Raw genomic sequence first — 14343 nt, 5'->3', positions numbered from 1 at the left:
TTTACTTTCTCCTTTTATCTGTTGTGCCTTCGTCGCGTCCCTCTGCGGGGGAACCGCGGCGGCGCCGAGGCTGATTCAACGCATTAAACTCTTCCACATTCAGCTGCGGGCGCTGCGGCAAGAAATCCTCATCGATGGCGGTTTTCTCCGCCGAGTCCCTCACCTCAGAACCATCGGTCGAATTTGTTATTCCGTCGGCGGTTTCGCCGACATTTTCAGAGGCGTTTCCTGAGGCCTGCAGCGAATCCATCTCGCGGGCTTCGTTTTCCGCGGCGAGGCGCTCATTTTCATAGCGCAGCGTGGTGCGATAAGCATAGATCACGAACACGGCAAAAAGCGGCCACTGGAAGGCGTAGCCCAAGTTTTGGAAGGTGCCCGAGCCGGAGCGGAAGCGCGTCCACTGCCAATAGGCGAGGAAGAGGAAAAGCACCACGAAAAATATGACGAGGGCGATGTGCCACCACCGCACCTTCACGCGCCGTTTCTTCTGATCCTCGTGCATACTCACCCCACCCAGCCTACCTATCCACCGCCGCAATACGGAATGCCCCTGGTTTCTTGTTTATCAGCCCGCCGTGTACACTATTCAACGTTGCTCGCGCCCGTGGCGGAATTGGCAGACGCGCTAGATTTAGGTTCTAGTGTCTTATGACGTGTGAGTTCAAGTCTCACCGGGCGCACAAGAAAAGCACCGCAGTACTTGCTTGAAGAACTGCGGTGCTTTTGCGGATCTTAGTCCACCTCGGTGAACTTGCGGTCCCAGGAGGAGCGGACGGGGTTGGCATCGGCAAGCAGGATATCGAAGCGGTCATTAGCGATCTCAACGATTTCGCTGAGAGCAATGCGGTATTCCTGCGCATCGGAATTGGCCAGGCGCCGCACGCCGGCATCGATGACGCGCTCCACCGTGTCATTGGTATCCAAATAAGCCACAAACGGCATGCCAAAGCGCTCGCGGTAGGCGGCGGACAGCTCGGTAATGCGCTCGGTTTGCACGTCGTCAAGCTCGCTGAGTCCCAGCGAGCCGCGGTCGGCGGAAATATTCGCCGCCTCATCGGCCGAGGCCAAAAGCAGCTCGTCCATCGCGGGGTAGTCGTGGATGAGCGCATCGCGGCGTTCAGCATCCGCGGTCAGCACGGCAACCTGGATGGCGGCGCGCAGCTCGTTGACATCGCTAAACGGCCGGGACTGCCAGGCCAGATCCAGCGGCCAGGTCTCATTATTAAAGAGCGGGCGCAGCGCGGCGGTGAACTCCTCGCGCGAGGCCTCGTTCAGCTCGTTGAGGCTCACGCCCTTGCCATCGGCGCGCGAGACCTGTGCGCTCGCGCTGCCGGTGTGGAAGAACAACAAGTTGAGCAGGATGGCGGTAATCGCGCCGATGGACATGCCAGAAGAGACGAAGGTCTGCGCCCACTCCGGGAAGGCAGTGGCAACCTCCGGCTTGAAGGTCACCAGCATGGCCAGGCCCAGGGCGGAGGTGACGATGACGGAGTTGCGGCCATCGCTGAGATCCGACTTTGCGATGGTCTGCAGGCCCACCCACGCCACGTTGGCAAAAAGCGCGAGCGATGCGCCGCCGAGCACCGGCGACGGAATCGCGGCAACCACCGCGCCGGCCTTCGGCAACAGGCCCAGCACGATCATGAACCCCGCAGCCGCTACGGCCACCCAGCGCGATTTCACATTGGTCAGGCGCACCAGGCCCACGTTTTGCGCAAAGCAGGTATAGGGGAAGGAATTCATGACGCCGCCCACTAGGGTGGAAACGCCATCGGCGCGGATGGCGCGCACCACGTCATCGCGGTGGATGCGCTTTTTGACGATTTCACCGGTGGCAAACACATCGCCGGTCGTTTCCACCATCGTGATGATCATGACGATAATCAGCGAGAAGATCGCCACGAGGTCAAATTGCGGCATGCCGAAATAAAACGGCGTCGTAATGCCGAGGGCGGGGGAGGAGGAGACTTCGCTAAAGGAGGCATCGCCAAGCGCGAGCGCCACGCCCGTGCCCAGGACCAAGCCGATGAGCACCGCCAACGTGCCCACGAAGCCGGAGGAAAAACGCTGCACCATAATGATGACCGCGAGCGTGCCAAAGCCATAGAGCAAATCGCGCGTGGCCGGCACACCCTCGGCATAATTGACAAAGTCATTGGCCGATACCGCCAGCAGTGAGGTACCCATCACCAGCAGCACTGAACCGGTAACCACCGGCGGGAAGAAGCGCAGCACCTTGCCAAAGACCGGCGCGGCGAAGAAGGTAAAAAGGCCCGCGACGATGATGGCGCCGTAAATCGTGGGCAGCGATGCCACCCCGCCCTCGCCGTCGGTGGCACCCAGCCCAATCGCGATGATGGGCGATACCGCCGTCGTCGTCACGCCCTGCACGATGGGCAGGCGCACGCCAATATGCTTGCCGATGCCCACCGACTGAATGATCGTTGCAATGCCGCAGGTCAAAAGGTCTGCATTGATGAGGTGGATGGTAGTTTCCGCGTCCAGGTTTAACGAGCTGGCGATGAGCAGCGGGACGATGACCGCCCCGGCATAAAACGCGAGGACGTGCTGCAGCCCAAGGGCGGCGAGTTTCGGCGCGGGGGGAACGATGTCTACGGGGTGCTTGGGCTGGGACGCCACGAAGTCCTCCTTGTTACGGAAGCGAAGCTGACCGCCTTAACAGTAGAGGTACACGCAGGTCGGCGCCAAAGTGTACGTGAGCAAAGCCACGATCGGGGCTAGATTGCCCCCGAACAAAAACGTACGGGTGGTTTATATGAATCGGGTAACCAGCAAAGTATGACGACCGGTTTATAACTGGTGCTCAAAGGGAAGTTTACGGTTGTTAATTTCGCGAATCGAGCCGACAATTAAGAGGTGACGGGGCTTGATGCTGCGGGAAGAAAAAGGCGGCATGCGCCCCGGGAAATTTGACCCAGAAGAAGGGAATTATGACTACCGCAACTAAGCCCCAGCAGTATCAAGGGTGGGAAGGTTTTGCGCCCGGCCCTTGGACCGAGGGCATCAACGTCCGCGATTTCATCCAGCGCAATTACACGCCTTATAACGGCGACTCCAGCTTCCTCGCTGGCCCCACCGATAAGACGCTACGCGTGTGGGACACCCTGGAAAAGGACTACCTGTCAGTCGAGCGCGAAAAGCGCATTTACGATGTCGATACGCACACCCCGACCGATATCGATGCCTTCCCGGCCGGTTACATCTCAGAAGACGATGACGTCATCGTCGGCCTGCAAACCGATACACCGCTCAAGCGCGCCATGATGCCGTTCGGCGGCTGGCGCATGGTGAAGCAGGCCATCGGCGAGGCGGGCAAAGAGGTTGATCCCGAGGTGGAGAAGATCTTCACCCGCTACCGCAAGACCCACAATGATGCGGTCTTCGATATCTACACCCCGCGCATCCGCGCCGCCCGTTCATCACACATCATCACCGGCCTGCCCGATGCCTATGGCCGCGGCCGCATCATCGGCGATTACCGCCGCGTGGCGCTGTACGGCGTGGACTATCTCATCCAGGAAAAGATTGAGGCCCGCGATGCCATTGCCGATGCCGGCTTTTCCGAGCACTGGGCCCGCTACCGCGAGGAGCACTCCGAGCAGATCAAGGCCCTGAAGAAGCTCAAGGCGATGGCCGAGTCCTACGGTTTTGACATCTCCGAGCCGGCGCGCACCGCCCACGAGGCCGTGCAGTGGACCTACTTTGGCTACCTCGCCTCCATCAAGTCCCAGGACGGCGCAGCCATGTCCATCGGCCGCCTGTCCGCATTCTTCGACTGCTACTTCGAGCGCGATTTGGCCGCTGGCATCATCACCGAGGAACAGGCACAGGAAATCATCGACGCGCTCGTGCTGAAGCTGCGCATCGTCCGCTTCCTGCGCACCATCGACTATGACCAGATTTTCTCCGGCGATCCGTACTGGGCCACCTGGTCCGATGCCGGCTTCGGCAGCGACGGCCGCCACATGGTCACCAAGACCTCCTTCCGCCTCCTGCAGACCCTGATCAACCTGGGTCCATCACCGGAGCCGAATATCACCATTTTCTGGGATCCGGAGCTGCCTGCAGGCTACAAGGAATTCTGCGCGCACATCTCCATTGAAACCTCCTCCATCCAGTACGAGTCTGATCGCCAGATTCGCGACGAGTGGGGCGATGACGCTGCGATTGCCTGCTGCGTGTCCCCGATGGAAGTGGGCAAGCAGATGCAGTTCTTCGGCGCCCGAGTCAATGCCGCCAAGGCCCTGCTCTACGCCATGAACGGCGGCCGGGATGAGGTCTCCGGCAAGCAAGTCGTTGAAGGCTACGAGCCGATTCAAGGCGATGGCCCGTTGGATTTCGACGAGGTCTGGCAAAAGTACGAGGAGATGCTGGACTGGGTGGTTGGCACCTACGTCGAGGCGCTAAACATCATCCACTACTCGCACGATAAGTACGCCTACGAGGCCGTGGAAATGGCGCTGCATGATTCCAATATCATCCGCTCCATGGGCTGCGGCATCGCGGGGCTTTCCATCGTCGCCGATTCGCTATCCGCCATCAAGTACGCCAAGGTCACCCCGGTCCGGGATGAGACCGGCCTGATTACGGATTACATCACCGAAGGCGAATTCCCGTTCTACGGCAACGACGACGACCGCGCTGATGACATCGCCGCCACCATCGTGCACACCGTGATGGAGAAAATTAAGGCCATCCCGATGTACCGCAATGCCATCCCCACCCAGTCCGTGCTGACCATTACCTCCAACGTGGTCTACGGCAAGGCAACAGGCTCCTTCCCGTCGGGCCACAAGGCCGGCACCCCCTTCTCCCCGGGCGCTAACCCCGAAAACGGCGCGGATAACCACGGCATGGTTGCCTCCATGCTGTCGGTGGGCAAGTTGGATTACAAGGATGCCCTGGACGGCATCTCGCTGACCAATACCATCACCCCGTCCGGTTTGGGCCGCACCCCAGAAGAGCGCATCACCAACTTGGTGGGCGTGCTGGATGCCGGCTTCATCATGGAACAATAAGAATCACGACAAGGAGAACCATCATGGCAACCCCAACCTTTGCAGAACGCCTTTCAGACATGAAGGCCAGCCGCGACGAGCACAAGATGAACTCTGGCCTGTACCACGCCAATATCAACGTGCTGGACAAGTCCACGCTGGAAGATGCCGTCGAGCACCCAGAGAAATACCCGAACCTCACCGTTCGCGTCTCTGGCTATGCGGTCAACTTCGTCAAGCTCACCAAGGAGCAGCAGCTTGACGTCATCTCCCGCACCTTCCACCAGGGTTCATAATCATGGCTGATGGCATTACTGGTGTGGTCACCCTGTCGCCGGAATCCGGCGAGCGCGTTCGCGGTGTTGCCGCGGGCCTGGGAACCGACCACGAACTCGATGAGATTACCCGCCCCGAGCTAATGGAGGCGCGCCGCACCGGCGATATCGCCCTCGTGCACTCTTGGGAGCTGGTAACCGCCGTCGACGGCCCGGGCACCCGCATGACCATGTTCATGTCCGGCTGCCCCCTGCGCTGCCAGTATTGCCATAACCCGGACACCATGGAGATGAAGACCGGCACCTTGGAGCGGGTCGACGATGTGGTCAAACGCATCAAGCGCTATAAGCCCATCTTCCAAGCTTCCGGTGGCGGCCTGACCATCTCCGGTGGTGAGCCCCTCTTCCAAATTGCGTTTACCCGGCGTGTGCTCAAGGAAGTCCACGACGCCGGCATCCACACCACAATCGATACCTCTGGGTTCTTGGGCTCGCGCCTGCGCGATGAGGACCTAGACAATATCGACCTGGTCCTGCTGGACGTGAAGTCGGGCGACGAGGAAACCTATCAGCGCGTAACGAGGCGCCAGCTGCAGCCCACGCTCGATTTTGGCGACCGCCTCAACGCGATAGGCAAGCCGGTGTGGATTCGCTTCGTCGTCGTGCCGGGCCTGACGGATTCGGCCGAGAACGTCGAAAACGTCGCCTCCATCGTGGCGCGGTGGAAGTCCAATGTGGAGCGCGTCGAGGTCTTGCCCTTCCACAATATGGGTAAGGACAAGTGGGAGGGGCTCGATATGACCTACCACTTGGCAGATACCAAGCCGCCAAAGCCGGAAGACGTGGAAAAAGTCCGCGACGTTTTCCACGCGAAGGGTCTGGAGGTTTACTAACCTGGGTGGGCATGACTCACTACCGCCGCTTCGGCCACGATATTATTGAACACACCCTGGAAGTCCCGTGGGATTATGACAATCCGCGCGGGACTTTTGCTCTCTATGCCCGCGAAATCATCCCGCCAGGCGGCGAGGACTTGCCGGCGCTGCTGTACCTGCAGGGAGGCCCAGGTTTTCCGGCCCCGCGGCCGGTGAAACCGACGGGGCTTATCGGCAAGGCGCTCGAGCGCTACCGCGTCATCCTCCTCGATCAGCGCGGCACGGGGCGCTCGCACCGCATCGATAGGCTAAGCCCCGCAGAAGAGCGCAGCGCCGAGCACCTGGCCTTATTGCACCAGGACAGTATCGTGCGCGATGCCGAGCGCCTCCGCGAACACCTGGGGCTTGAGACCTGGTCCCTGTTCGGCCAATCCTTCGGCGGCTTTTGCATCACTGCGTACCTGTCTCAGGCTCCTGAGTCCGTCAAGCACGCGTTTTTCACCGGTGGCATCCCCACGCTGCAGGGCGCGGATCACCTTTACCGCGCGACTTTTAGCAAGCTCAAGGCCCGCCAGGAGCGCTTCTACCGAGAGTTCCCCTGGGTGCAGCGCCGCATCGAGGAAATCATCGCCCACCTCGATAATTCCGACGAGCGCCTGCACACCGGCGAGCGGCTGTCCTCGCTGCGTTTTCGCACCATCGGCACCGATCTGGGGCGGGGCACCGGCTTCGACGGCCTGGCTTACCTCCTGGAAGAGCCCTTCCGCACCGTGCGGGGAGAGAAGGTGCTGCGGGATGATTTCCTGTGGGGCATCGGCGAGCGCGTGAGCTTTGCGGAGGCGCCGCTTTATGCGGCGATCCACGAGTCCATTTATGCCGGCAGCGGCGGGCAGGCGTCGACGCAGTGGTCGGCGCACCGCGTGCGCGAGGAGTTCCCGGAGTTTGCCGAGTCCGGCACCTGGCTGACCGGCGAGCATATTTCCCCGTGGCAGTTCGACGAGGACCCGGCGCTGCAGGCCTTCAAGGAGGGTGCGCACGGCTTGGCGGAGCGGGAATTTAGTGCGCCTTATGCGCTTGCCGATGCCCCCACCACCGCCGCCGCCATCTACCTCGACGATATCTTCGTTCCCCTGGAGGAATCTTTGGCCACCGCCGCGCACTTGGGCGATCTGCGGCCGTGGGTGACGAATGAGTACCAGCACAATGGCATCGGCGAGAACGGCGCGGAGGTGATGGGCAAGCTCTTTGCGCTTATCGATGACCACTAGCGAACGCTTTCCGCCTGTGCGAAAATTAATTTCACATACGTAGTTAGGGAGAGGAAATGTTGAGCTTAATCATCATCGGTATCATCATCTTGCTGATTCTCGCCACCGTATTTGATGGCTATTACATCGTGCGTACCCGCGAGGCGGCCATCTTGGAGCGTTTGGGTAAATTCCAGACGGTCGCCCACGCGGGCTTGCACTTCAAGATGCCCTGGATCGACCGCGTGCGCGATAAGATTTCGCTGCAGGTGCGCCAGCTAGACGTGATGGTAGAAACCAAGACGAAGGATAATGTCTTCGTCCAAATCCCGGTCGCGGTGCAGTACGAGGTCGTAGAGGGCCGCGAGCGCGAGGCCTTTTATATGCTCTCCAACCACGAGCAGCAGATCGTGGCCTATGTGCAAGATAATGTGCGCTCGTCGGTGGCGAATATGGGCTTGGACGAGTCTTTTTCCTCCAAGGACACCATCGCGCAGAACGTGGCGGCCTCGCTGCGGGATAATATGGCCGAATACGGCTGGAACTTCGTCAATACGCTGGTAACCGATATTCGCCCGGATTCCCGCGTGCGCGAGTCCATGAACTCCATTAACGCGGCGCAGCGCGAGCGCGAGGCGGCCATCGCCCAGGCGGAGGCGGAAAAAATCCGCGTGGTCAAAGAAGCCGAGGGTGCCGCGGAGGCAAAGAAGCTGCAGGGTAGGGGTGTTGCCGAGCAGCGCAAGGAGATTGTAGAGGGCATCGCCCAGCAGTACGAGCTACTGCGCGATGCCGGGGTCCAGGAATCCCCCGAGGTCCTCATGCTGGTATCGCAGTACCTCGACGCGATGGTCGATGTCTCGAATAACGGCCGAGCCTCCGTGCTCTACATGCCGTCCAATCCGCAGGGCATGGGCGACCTGTTCAGCGGCATGCGCGACGTGCTCATGGCGGACCGCGCCCTGGATGAGTCAGCCGGGCGATAGGAGCCTACCTGCGCCGCAGGAGGAGGACCAGCCCCAGGAGGACGGGGACGCCGCCTATGATGATGAGGTAGGTCGTTTCGGCAGATGCCGAGGTAGGGTCGTACAGCTGCGACATCGAACCAGCCAGCGAGGTGCCGATGGCCATGGTGAGGAAGTACAGCGCGGAAAAGCGGGTGGCATATGCCCGCGGGGCGTGGGCGGCGGATGCGGCCATGCCCACCGGGCCGATGAAGAGCTCGCCGAGCGACATGAACAAGATGGTGCCCGCTAGCACCAGGAACGGCGTGGAATTTTCCCCGCCTCCCACAAAGGGCAGTAGGAGGAACATGCCTGCGCCGGCGAAGATGATGCCGCAACCCATGAGCGCGCGCCGCGAGTTGGCCCAGCGCGTCATGCCCGCGGCCAAGGGTAGCGAGAGCAGGAGGATGAATAGCGGGTTGAGCGATTGCGTCCACGCCGGCGGGATTTCGAATCCCCCGATGGATCGGTTGAGGCGCTGATCCGAGTAGACCGCGAGGACTCCGTAGATTTGCGGTTGCAGGGTCCAGTAGGCCGTTGAGCAAGCGAAAAGCGGAATAAAATCCAGGATGCGGCGTCGCTCGTCTGCGCTAATCTGCGGGGATCGCAGCATGCTGGCAAAAAGCCCCGCCGCGGCCGCCACCGTGGCGATAAGAAGCAGCACCGTCAGCGTTGCTGGAGAAACGGTGATAATGAGCAGCACGCCGGCTAGGAGCGCCGCCAGCGCGACCAGCCCCGCCTTGCCTGGGGCCTGGGTGGGGTGAGGCGGGCGCGATGGCACATCTATCTTTTTCCGCAGCGCGCCGTAGGTGGCACACCCGCAGCACATGAGCACCGCTGCGGCGAAGAATCCGGCGTGGTAGCCGTATTCCTCGGCTAGCCAGCCTGTCAACATGGGGCCAAAAAGCGCGCCGACATTGATGCCGAGGTAGAAAATCTGAAAGGCCCCGTCGCGCGCGCCGGCCTCGGCGGGGAAGGCGGCGCCCAGAATCGTTATCGCGGCGGTCTTGAGCAGCCCCGAGCCAAGCGCGAGCGGCAAGAGCCCGATGATGAGCCCAGCGGTGCCGGGGATAAACGAAAGGGCAAAGTGTCCGCACACCAACAGCCCAGCGCCGGTAAGCAAGGTGCGCTCGGCGCCCAAGAGGCGGTCGCTGACCCAGCCGCCCACAAACGTGAAAAGATAGAGCAGGCTGCCGTAGGCGCCGACGAGCGCGGTGGCCTGCGTTTGCTCCATGCCGAGCCCGCCGGAGGTGGAGTAGAGGTAGTACGCGAGGATGGCTTGCATGCCATAAAAGCTGAAGCGCTCCCACATTTCGATGCCCGCAACCGCCGGCAAAACCACGGGTACGCGGCGAATTGAACGCCGTTCAAGAACTTTCATAAAAAGGACTATAGCGGCCGACAGTGTGTGCTAGATCTAATTTGGTGGATATTTCTACTAACGACATAGCTACAATCGATGCCCACCACATCTGGCACCCCTACGCCGAGCCCGGCGCGCCCACGCGCGTCGTGGAGTCGGCTGCGGGAGTCCACCTCACGCTTGCCGATGGCCCCCACCTCATCGACGCCATGTCCTCCTGGTGGGCCGCCGCCCACGGCCACAGCCATCCGCGGCTCACCGCTGCCGCCAAGGAGCAGATCGATCGCATGAGCCACGTGATGTTCGGCGGGCTCACGCACGAGCCGGCGGCGCGGCTGACGGCCAATCTCATGGAGCTTACGTGTCACGACTTCGCGCAGGTCTTTTATGCGGACTCGGGATCGGTCTCGGTAGAGGTCGCCATCAAGATGGCTCTGCAATACCAGCAGGGGATCGGCCACCCGGAGCGCACCAAGATGCTGACCTGGCGCTCGGGTTATCACGGCGATACCTTTGCCGCGATGAGCGTGTGCGATCCCGATGGCGGCATGCACTCGATGTGGACCGGCACCCTGGCGCAGCAGGTTTTCGCCCCAGCACCGCCCACGCGCGGGGCGAGCGAGAAGGCGCGCGCGGATTACCTACGCGAGCTGGAAGGCTGCATTACGAACGAAGTCGCAGCCTTGATCATCGAGCCCGTCGTCCAAGGCGCCGGCGGCATGCGCTTCCACGACCACGAGCTGGTGCGCGGGGCGCGCGAAATCTGCGACCGCCACGGAATCGTGCTGATCGCGGATGAAATAGCCACGGGTTTTGGGCGCACCGGGGACCTCTTTACCACCCAGGCGGCGGGAGTGGTGCCGGATATCATGTGCGTGGGTAAGGCGATGACCGGCGGTTTCATGACGATGGCCGCCACGCTCGCCACCGCCCGGGTTGCCGAGGGTATGCACCCACGCGCGCTGATGCACGGCCCGACCTTTATGGCCAACCCGCTGGCCTGCGCGGTATCTGCCGAGGCGACCTCCATGATCCTGGAGGGAAGGTGGCGGGGGCAGGTTGCGGGCATCGAGAAGCAGCTGCGCGCCGGGCTTTCCGGGCTAGAGGACGAGCCGGGCGTGGCGGACGTGCGGGTGCTGGGGGCTATCGGCGTGGTGGAGATGGAGCGCGACGTCGATATGTCAGGTGCTACGGACGCGGCGGTGGACCAAGGCGTGTGGCTGCGCCCGTTCGGCCGCCTTATCTACACCATGCCGCCTTTTATCAGTACCGAAGACGAGGTCGCGCAGATTTGCCGCGGTGTGCGCGCTGCGGTAGGAGGAGGAAAGCGATGATTATCTTTGTCACCGGCACCAATACCGACGTGGGAAAGACGGTGGCCACGGCGGTGCTCGCCAGCGCCCTTGCCCAGAGTGGGCGCGAGGTCGTCTATGCCAAGCCCCTGCAGACCGGCGAGCCGGGCAATAGCGGCGATGCGGCGACGGTGCGGGCCCTGGCCGGGGTCGAGGTCACGGAGATGGTGCGTTTTCCCGAGCCGCTGGCACCGAACCTTTCGGCGCGCCGGGCCCGCATGACTCCGCCGAGCAAAGAGGAACTCTGGGACTGGATCGCAGGGTTGGACGCACCAGGCCGGGTGGTGCTGGTGGAAGGTGCCGGCGGCCTGCTGGTGCGTTTGGCAGACGACTACACGCTTGCCGATGTCGCCACCAACCTCCTCATTGTCACCTCCCTCGGTCTTGGCAGCCTCAACGCCGCCGAGCTCACCGTCCGCGAGGCGCAGCGGCGCAGGATTAACGTGATGGGGCTTATCGGCGGCAGTTTGCCCGCGAGGCCGGATCTGGCGACGCGGTTGAACGTGGACGAGCTTCCTGCGGTCACGGGCTGCCGGTTGTGGGGCAGCGTGCAGGAGGGGGCCGGAGCGCTGGGCCGGGAGGACTTCGCCCGGATGACCCGAGAGCTCTTTCCCGGTGATGTGTGTGCGGAGTTGCTTGCGCACGCCGAGTAGCGCTACCTCGATGAGGCAGCGCTAGCGGACCCAGCGGACCTTGCCGTTTACCCGGGCAAGGCGGCCGCGCAGGGGAGGGGCGTTCGGATCGTCTTGGTTCACCCCGTTGTGGTACGGGCAGCACACGGTGAGGTTGTCCGCGTTGGTCATCCCGCCGTGCTTCCACGCCTGCAGGTGGTGGATTTGAGACTTATCCGCCGGGTGATTGCACGGCGGCCACGGGCAGGTGGGGTTTTCGGCGGCGGCCATCAGCCGCTGTTTTTCCGAGGCGAACCGCGAGGTCCGATACAGGTTGACCGGGCCCTTCACTGGGTGGATAAGCGTGGCTAGCCCGTGTTCGCTAAAGGTGCGCTCGACGAGCTGCGCGCCGGTAATGGTCGAGCCGTTGGTGAGCCGAAGCGTGACCTCGTCGCCATCGCCTTCCAGTATTTGATCCAGTGCGTTGAGCGGGATAATCACGTTCGTCGTGGTCTGTACCGTGGCAGCGCCCTCGCCGCGGAGGAGTTCGCGGAAGGATGCGAGTGGGTTATCGGGGTCGAGGGCGGAATCGAGATCCGCGAGGAAGGACGAGGGCGCAGTAATGCGCATCGTCCACGGGCCATCCGGGCGGCGCAGGAGTTGTACGCCCTCGCGCGGCGGCCGGCGGCGCGGGCGCCATTCGCGCAGGCGTTTTTTAGCGAGCTGGGCAATCTCGGAGGCCGGTCCGTGTTGCCGGCACAGCTCTACGCGCAGGTTCCACGCGGCGCGCTTGGTGGCAGCACGGGTGGCGTACTTCTCGATGAGCTTCAGGGTCACCAAATCGTGGTGGCGCGCGCCCGCGGCGGCAAGGCGCTGCTTGCGGCTAAAGGAAGTGGTGCCGAAATAAACCTCTGCCAGCGCGAGCAGCTCGCGGGCCTCGACATCCGGCAATCCGAGCTCGATGAGGTCGCTCTCAGGCATGCCGTGGGCCTCGGCGAGGATATCCATCGCCGAGGAAATCTGGGTGGCATAGGCCTGCAGTGCGTTCATGCCTGCAAATCTAGGCGCGCGCTACCGCAGTACCAATCGGGCGCGGCGCCCACCTGTGGATAACTTGTATAAACGTCTACAAAGTTATCCCGCGGCCACCGCAAAAAGATACGAAATCAACATGCGCTTTAGCTCCATGACCACGGAATCGAACTTGTCTGGTTCGCCCGAAATAGCGTAATTGAGCAGAGAAACCACGGTGTGGATAAGGAAGCGCGCCAGCTCAATGCGTTGCGCATCGCTGTGCTCGGTGGCCAGCGGGCGGAGGATCTCGGCGAGCGGCTCCAAGAGCTGCAGCTCGGTATCGGCGGCCGTAGCCCGTGTCGCCGGGGTGGATTGGATGGCGTGCCAAACGGCGCGCCGGGAAGGATCCTCGCGCCACATCCGCGCCAAGTGGTCGATGAATTCATCCAAGACATCCGGCCACTGCGGGGCCGGCACGAGGCGCGAAAAGCGCTCGATTTCGGCCAGGCTGGTGGCAGTATCTTGCCGGTCGAGCTCGCAGATGAGCACGTATTTATTGGCAAAGAACTGATACAGCGTGCCGATCGGGACCCCAGCACGGTGGGCGACTTCATCGAAGGTGAAGGATTCAAAGCCGACATCGACAAGCACGGCGCGCGCCGCCTGCACGATGCGAGCAAAGCGCTCCCGGCTGCGCGCCTGCGCTGGCCGGCGCCGCGGGACGAGGATTTCCTCCACCGGCTTACTCGAGGCCCTTCATCACGCGCGCGACGTGCCCGGTGGCCTTCACGTTGTAGTGGGTCTGGCCGATGGTGCCATCCGGCTCCACGAGGAAGGTAGAACGGATAACGCCCTGGACCACCTTGCCGTAGTTCTTCTTCTCCCCGAAGGCGCCATACGCAGTCATGACGGACTTATCTGGATCAGAAAGCAGCGGGAAGTTGAGATCGTGGTCATCGCGGAACTTCGCCAGCGCCTCGGGCTTATCGGGGGAGATGCCCACCACCGCGATATTGAGCTCATTGAGTTCTTCTAGTGAATCGCGAAAATCGCAGGCTTCCTTGGTGCAGCCTGGGGTATTGGCGCGCGGGTAGAAGTACACCAGCACGCGCTGGCCTGCGTAATCGGAAAGGGAAACGGTGTTGCCGGTGGCATCGGCAAGCGAAAAAGCGGGGGCGGTATCTCCTACGTTCAAACGAGTTTCAGTCATGGACCCCACTTTACGTGCTCCCCAGCCTGCGCGGTGGAGACCCTGCACGGTAAGATAAGCTCGTTAAGAGCGAAACTTAAGCTAAGAGGAGAATTCCGTGGCACGCAATATTGAAGATATTCAACGCGATATCGAACGCACCCGGCGCCAGCTGGCTAGCACCCTGGATGAAATTGCGGATCGCAGCAAGCCGCAAAACCTCGTCGATGACGCCAAGGATGCCGCCACCGAAAAGTTGCAGGACCGCAACGTGCAGCTGGTACTCGGTGGCGTCGGCGCCGCCGTCGTTGGGCTGATTGCCTTTTCCGTGTTCCGCTCGCGTCGCCGCAAGAGCGACCTGAAGGAATTGCAGCGCCTGCTGTCTGAGCGCCACTAAT

At 62.1% G+C, this 14343-nt stretch carries 14 protein-coding genes and 1 tRNA gene; 9 read left to right on the top strand and 6 right to left on the bottom strand.

Annotated elements, in window-relative coordinates:
- Position 1: 1 nt before the first annotated feature.
- Positions 2-502, bottom strand: a complete 501-nt coding sequence (locus tag ACLI1O_RS09530) for a hypothetical protein (RefSeq protein ID WP_239269898.1) — start codon at positions 500-502, stop codon at positions 2-4.
- Between the two features lie 96 nt (positions 503-598).
- Between ACLI1O_RS09530 and ACLI1O_RS09525 the strand changes: the two genes are divergently transcribed.
- Positions 599-680, top strand: a tRNA-Leu gene (locus ACLI1O_RS09525).
- Between the two features lie 52 nt (positions 681-732).
- On the opposite strand, the gene ACLI1O_RS09520 is transcribed toward ACLI1O_RS09525, so the two are convergent.
- A complete protein-coding gene (locus ACLI1O_RS09520; protein WP_411706825.1) occupies positions 733-2640 on the bottom strand; it encodes a solute carrier family 23 protein in 1908 nt (635 codons plus the stop codon).
- 311 nt (positions 2641-2951) lie between these two features.
- Between ACLI1O_RS09520 and pflB the strand changes: the two genes are divergently transcribed.
- Genes pflB through ACLI1O_RS09495 form a run of 5 tightly spaced genes read left to right on the top strand, consistent with a single transcriptional unit; the run spans position 2952 to position 8398 of the window.
- Positions 2952-5039 carry a formate C-acetyltransferase gene (gene pflB / locus ACLI1O_RS09515; protein ID WP_255716699.1) on the top strand — a complete coding sequence of 696 codons (2088 nt, stop codon included), beginning with the start codon at positions 2952-2954 and terminating at the stop codon, positions 5037-5039.
- A gap of 23 nt (positions 5040-5062) precedes the next feature.
- Entirely contained in the window at positions 5063-5314 is a 252-nt protein-coding gene (gene grcA2 / locus ACLI1O_RS09510) for an autonomous glycyl radical cofactor GrcA2 (protein WP_255716700.1), read from the top strand.
- A 2-nt stretch (positions 5315-5316) separates the two neighbouring features.
- Positions 5317-6186, top strand: a complete 870-nt coding sequence (pflA, locus tag ACLI1O_RS09505) for a pyruvate formate-lyase-activating protein (RefSeq protein ID WP_284849544.1) — start codon at positions 5317-5319, stop codon at positions 6184-6186.
- Between the two features lie 11 nt (positions 6187-6197).
- Positions 6198-7436 (top strand): alpha/beta fold hydrolase, encoded by a 1239-nt coding sequence (locus tag ACLI1O_RS09500; protein WP_239269896.1) that lies wholly within the window; start codon positions 6198-6200, stop codon positions 7434-7436.
- A gap of 56 nt (positions 7437-7492) precedes the next feature.
- Entirely contained in the window at positions 7493-8398 is a 906-nt protein-coding gene (locus ACLI1O_RS09495; protein ID WP_239269895.1) for an SPFH domain-containing protein, read from the top strand.
- A 4-nt stretch (positions 8399-8402) separates the two neighbouring features.
- Here the strand turns inward: ACLI1O_RS09495 and ACLI1O_RS09490 are convergent, their stop codons facing one another.
- Positions 8403-9797: a peptide MFS transporter gene (locus ACLI1O_RS09490; protein ID WP_284849545.1), complete on the bottom strand. Its 1395-nt coding sequence runs from the start codon at positions 9795-9797 to the stop codon at positions 8403-8405.
- A gap of 41 nt (positions 9798-9838) precedes the next feature.
- Between ACLI1O_RS09490 and ACLI1O_RS09485 the strand changes: the two genes are divergently transcribed.
- Complete coding sequence (locus ACLI1O_RS09485) at positions 9839-11113, top strand: adenosylmethionine--8-amino-7-oxononanoate transaminase (RefSeq protein ID WP_239269919.1); 1275 nt, start codon at positions 9839-9841, stop codon at positions 11111-11113.
- Positions 11110-11784 carry a dethiobiotin synthase gene (gene bioD / locus ACLI1O_RS09480; RefSeq protein WP_284849546.1) on the top strand — a complete coding sequence of 225 codons (675 nt, stop codon included), beginning with the start codon at positions 11110-11112 and terminating at the stop codon, positions 11782-11784. Before ACLI1O_RS09485 ends, bioD begins: the two co-directional genes overlap by 4 nt.
- A gap of 21 nt (positions 11785-11805) precedes the next feature.
- On the opposite strand, the gene ACLI1O_RS09475 is transcribed toward bioD, so the two are convergent.
- The 3 genes from ACLI1O_RS09475 to bcp form a co-directional block, all read right to left on the bottom strand.
- Positions 11806-12792 (bottom strand): HNH endonuclease signature motif containing protein, encoded by a 987-nt coding sequence (locus ACLI1O_RS09475; RefSeq protein ID WP_239269892.1) that lies wholly within the window; start codon positions 12790-12792, stop codon positions 11806-11808.
- Positions 12793-12876: 84 nt separating this feature from the next.
- Positions 12877-13494, bottom strand: coding sequence for a TetR/AcrR family transcriptional regulator (locus ACLI1O_RS09470; protein WP_239269891.1), 618 nt, complete (start codon positions 13492-13494; stop codon positions 12877-12879).
- A 4-nt stretch (positions 13495-13498) separates the two neighbouring features.
- Complete coding sequence (gene bcp, locus ACLI1O_RS09465; RefSeq protein ID WP_239269890.1) at positions 13499-13966, bottom strand: thioredoxin-dependent thiol peroxidase; 468 nt, start codon at positions 13964-13966, stop codon at positions 13499-13501.
- Between the two features lie 97 nt (positions 13967-14063).
- Between bcp and ACLI1O_RS09460 the strand changes: the two genes are divergently transcribed.
- Positions 14064-14342, top strand: coding sequence for a DUF3618 domain-containing protein (locus ACLI1O_RS09460; protein ID WP_239269889.1), 279 nt, complete (start codon positions 14064-14066; stop codon positions 14340-14342).
- The last annotated feature ends 1 nt before the right edge of the window (position 14343 follow it).

Source organism: Corynebacterium sp. LaCa78 (genome assembly GCF_046717505.1).
In the GTDB taxonomy this organism is placed as follows: Bacteria; Actinomycetota; Actinomycetes; order Mycobacteriales; family Mycobacteriaceae; genus Corynebacterium.
This window is presented reverse-complemented; position numbering and strand designations above follow the sequence as displayed.

Coding starts and splice junctions, on each gene's coding strand:
- ACLI1O_RS09490 (WP_284849545.1), bottom strand. CDS start 9,797: ATGAAAGTTCTTGAACGGCGTTCAATTCGCCGCGTACCCGTGGTTTTG.
- pflB (WP_255716699.1), top strand. CDS start 2,952: ATGACTACCGCAACTAAGCCCCAGCAGTATCAAGGGTGGGAAGGTTTT.
- pflA (WP_284849544.1), top strand. CDS start 5,317: ATGGCTGATGGCATTACTGGTGTGGTCACCCTGTCGCCGGAATCCGGC.
- bcp (WP_239269890.1), bottom strand. CDS start 13,966: ATGACTGAAACTCGTTTGAACGTAGGAGATACCGCCCCCGCTTTTTCG.
- ACLI1O_RS09495 (WP_239269895.1), top strand. CDS start 7,493: ATGTTGAGCTTAATCATCATCGGTATCATCATCTTGCTGATTCTCGCC.
- ACLI1O_RS09500 (WP_239269896.1), top strand. CDS start 6,198: ATGACTCACTACCGCCGCTTCGGCCACGATATTATTGAACACACCCTG.
- ACLI1O_RS09475 (WP_239269892.1), bottom strand. CDS start 12,792: ATGAACGCACTGCAGGCCTATGCCACCCAGATTTCCTCGGCGATGGAT.
- bioD (WP_284849546.1), top strand. CDS start 11,110: ATGATTATCTTTGTCACCGGCACCAATACCGACGTGGGAAAGACGGTG.
- grcA2 (WP_255716700.1), top strand. CDS start 5,063: ATGGCAACCCCAACCTTTGCAGAACGCCTTTCAGACATGAAGGCCAGC.
- ACLI1O_RS09530 (WP_239269898.1), bottom strand. CDS start 502: ATGCACGAGGATCAGAAGAAACGGCGCGTGAAGGTGCGGTGGTGGCAC.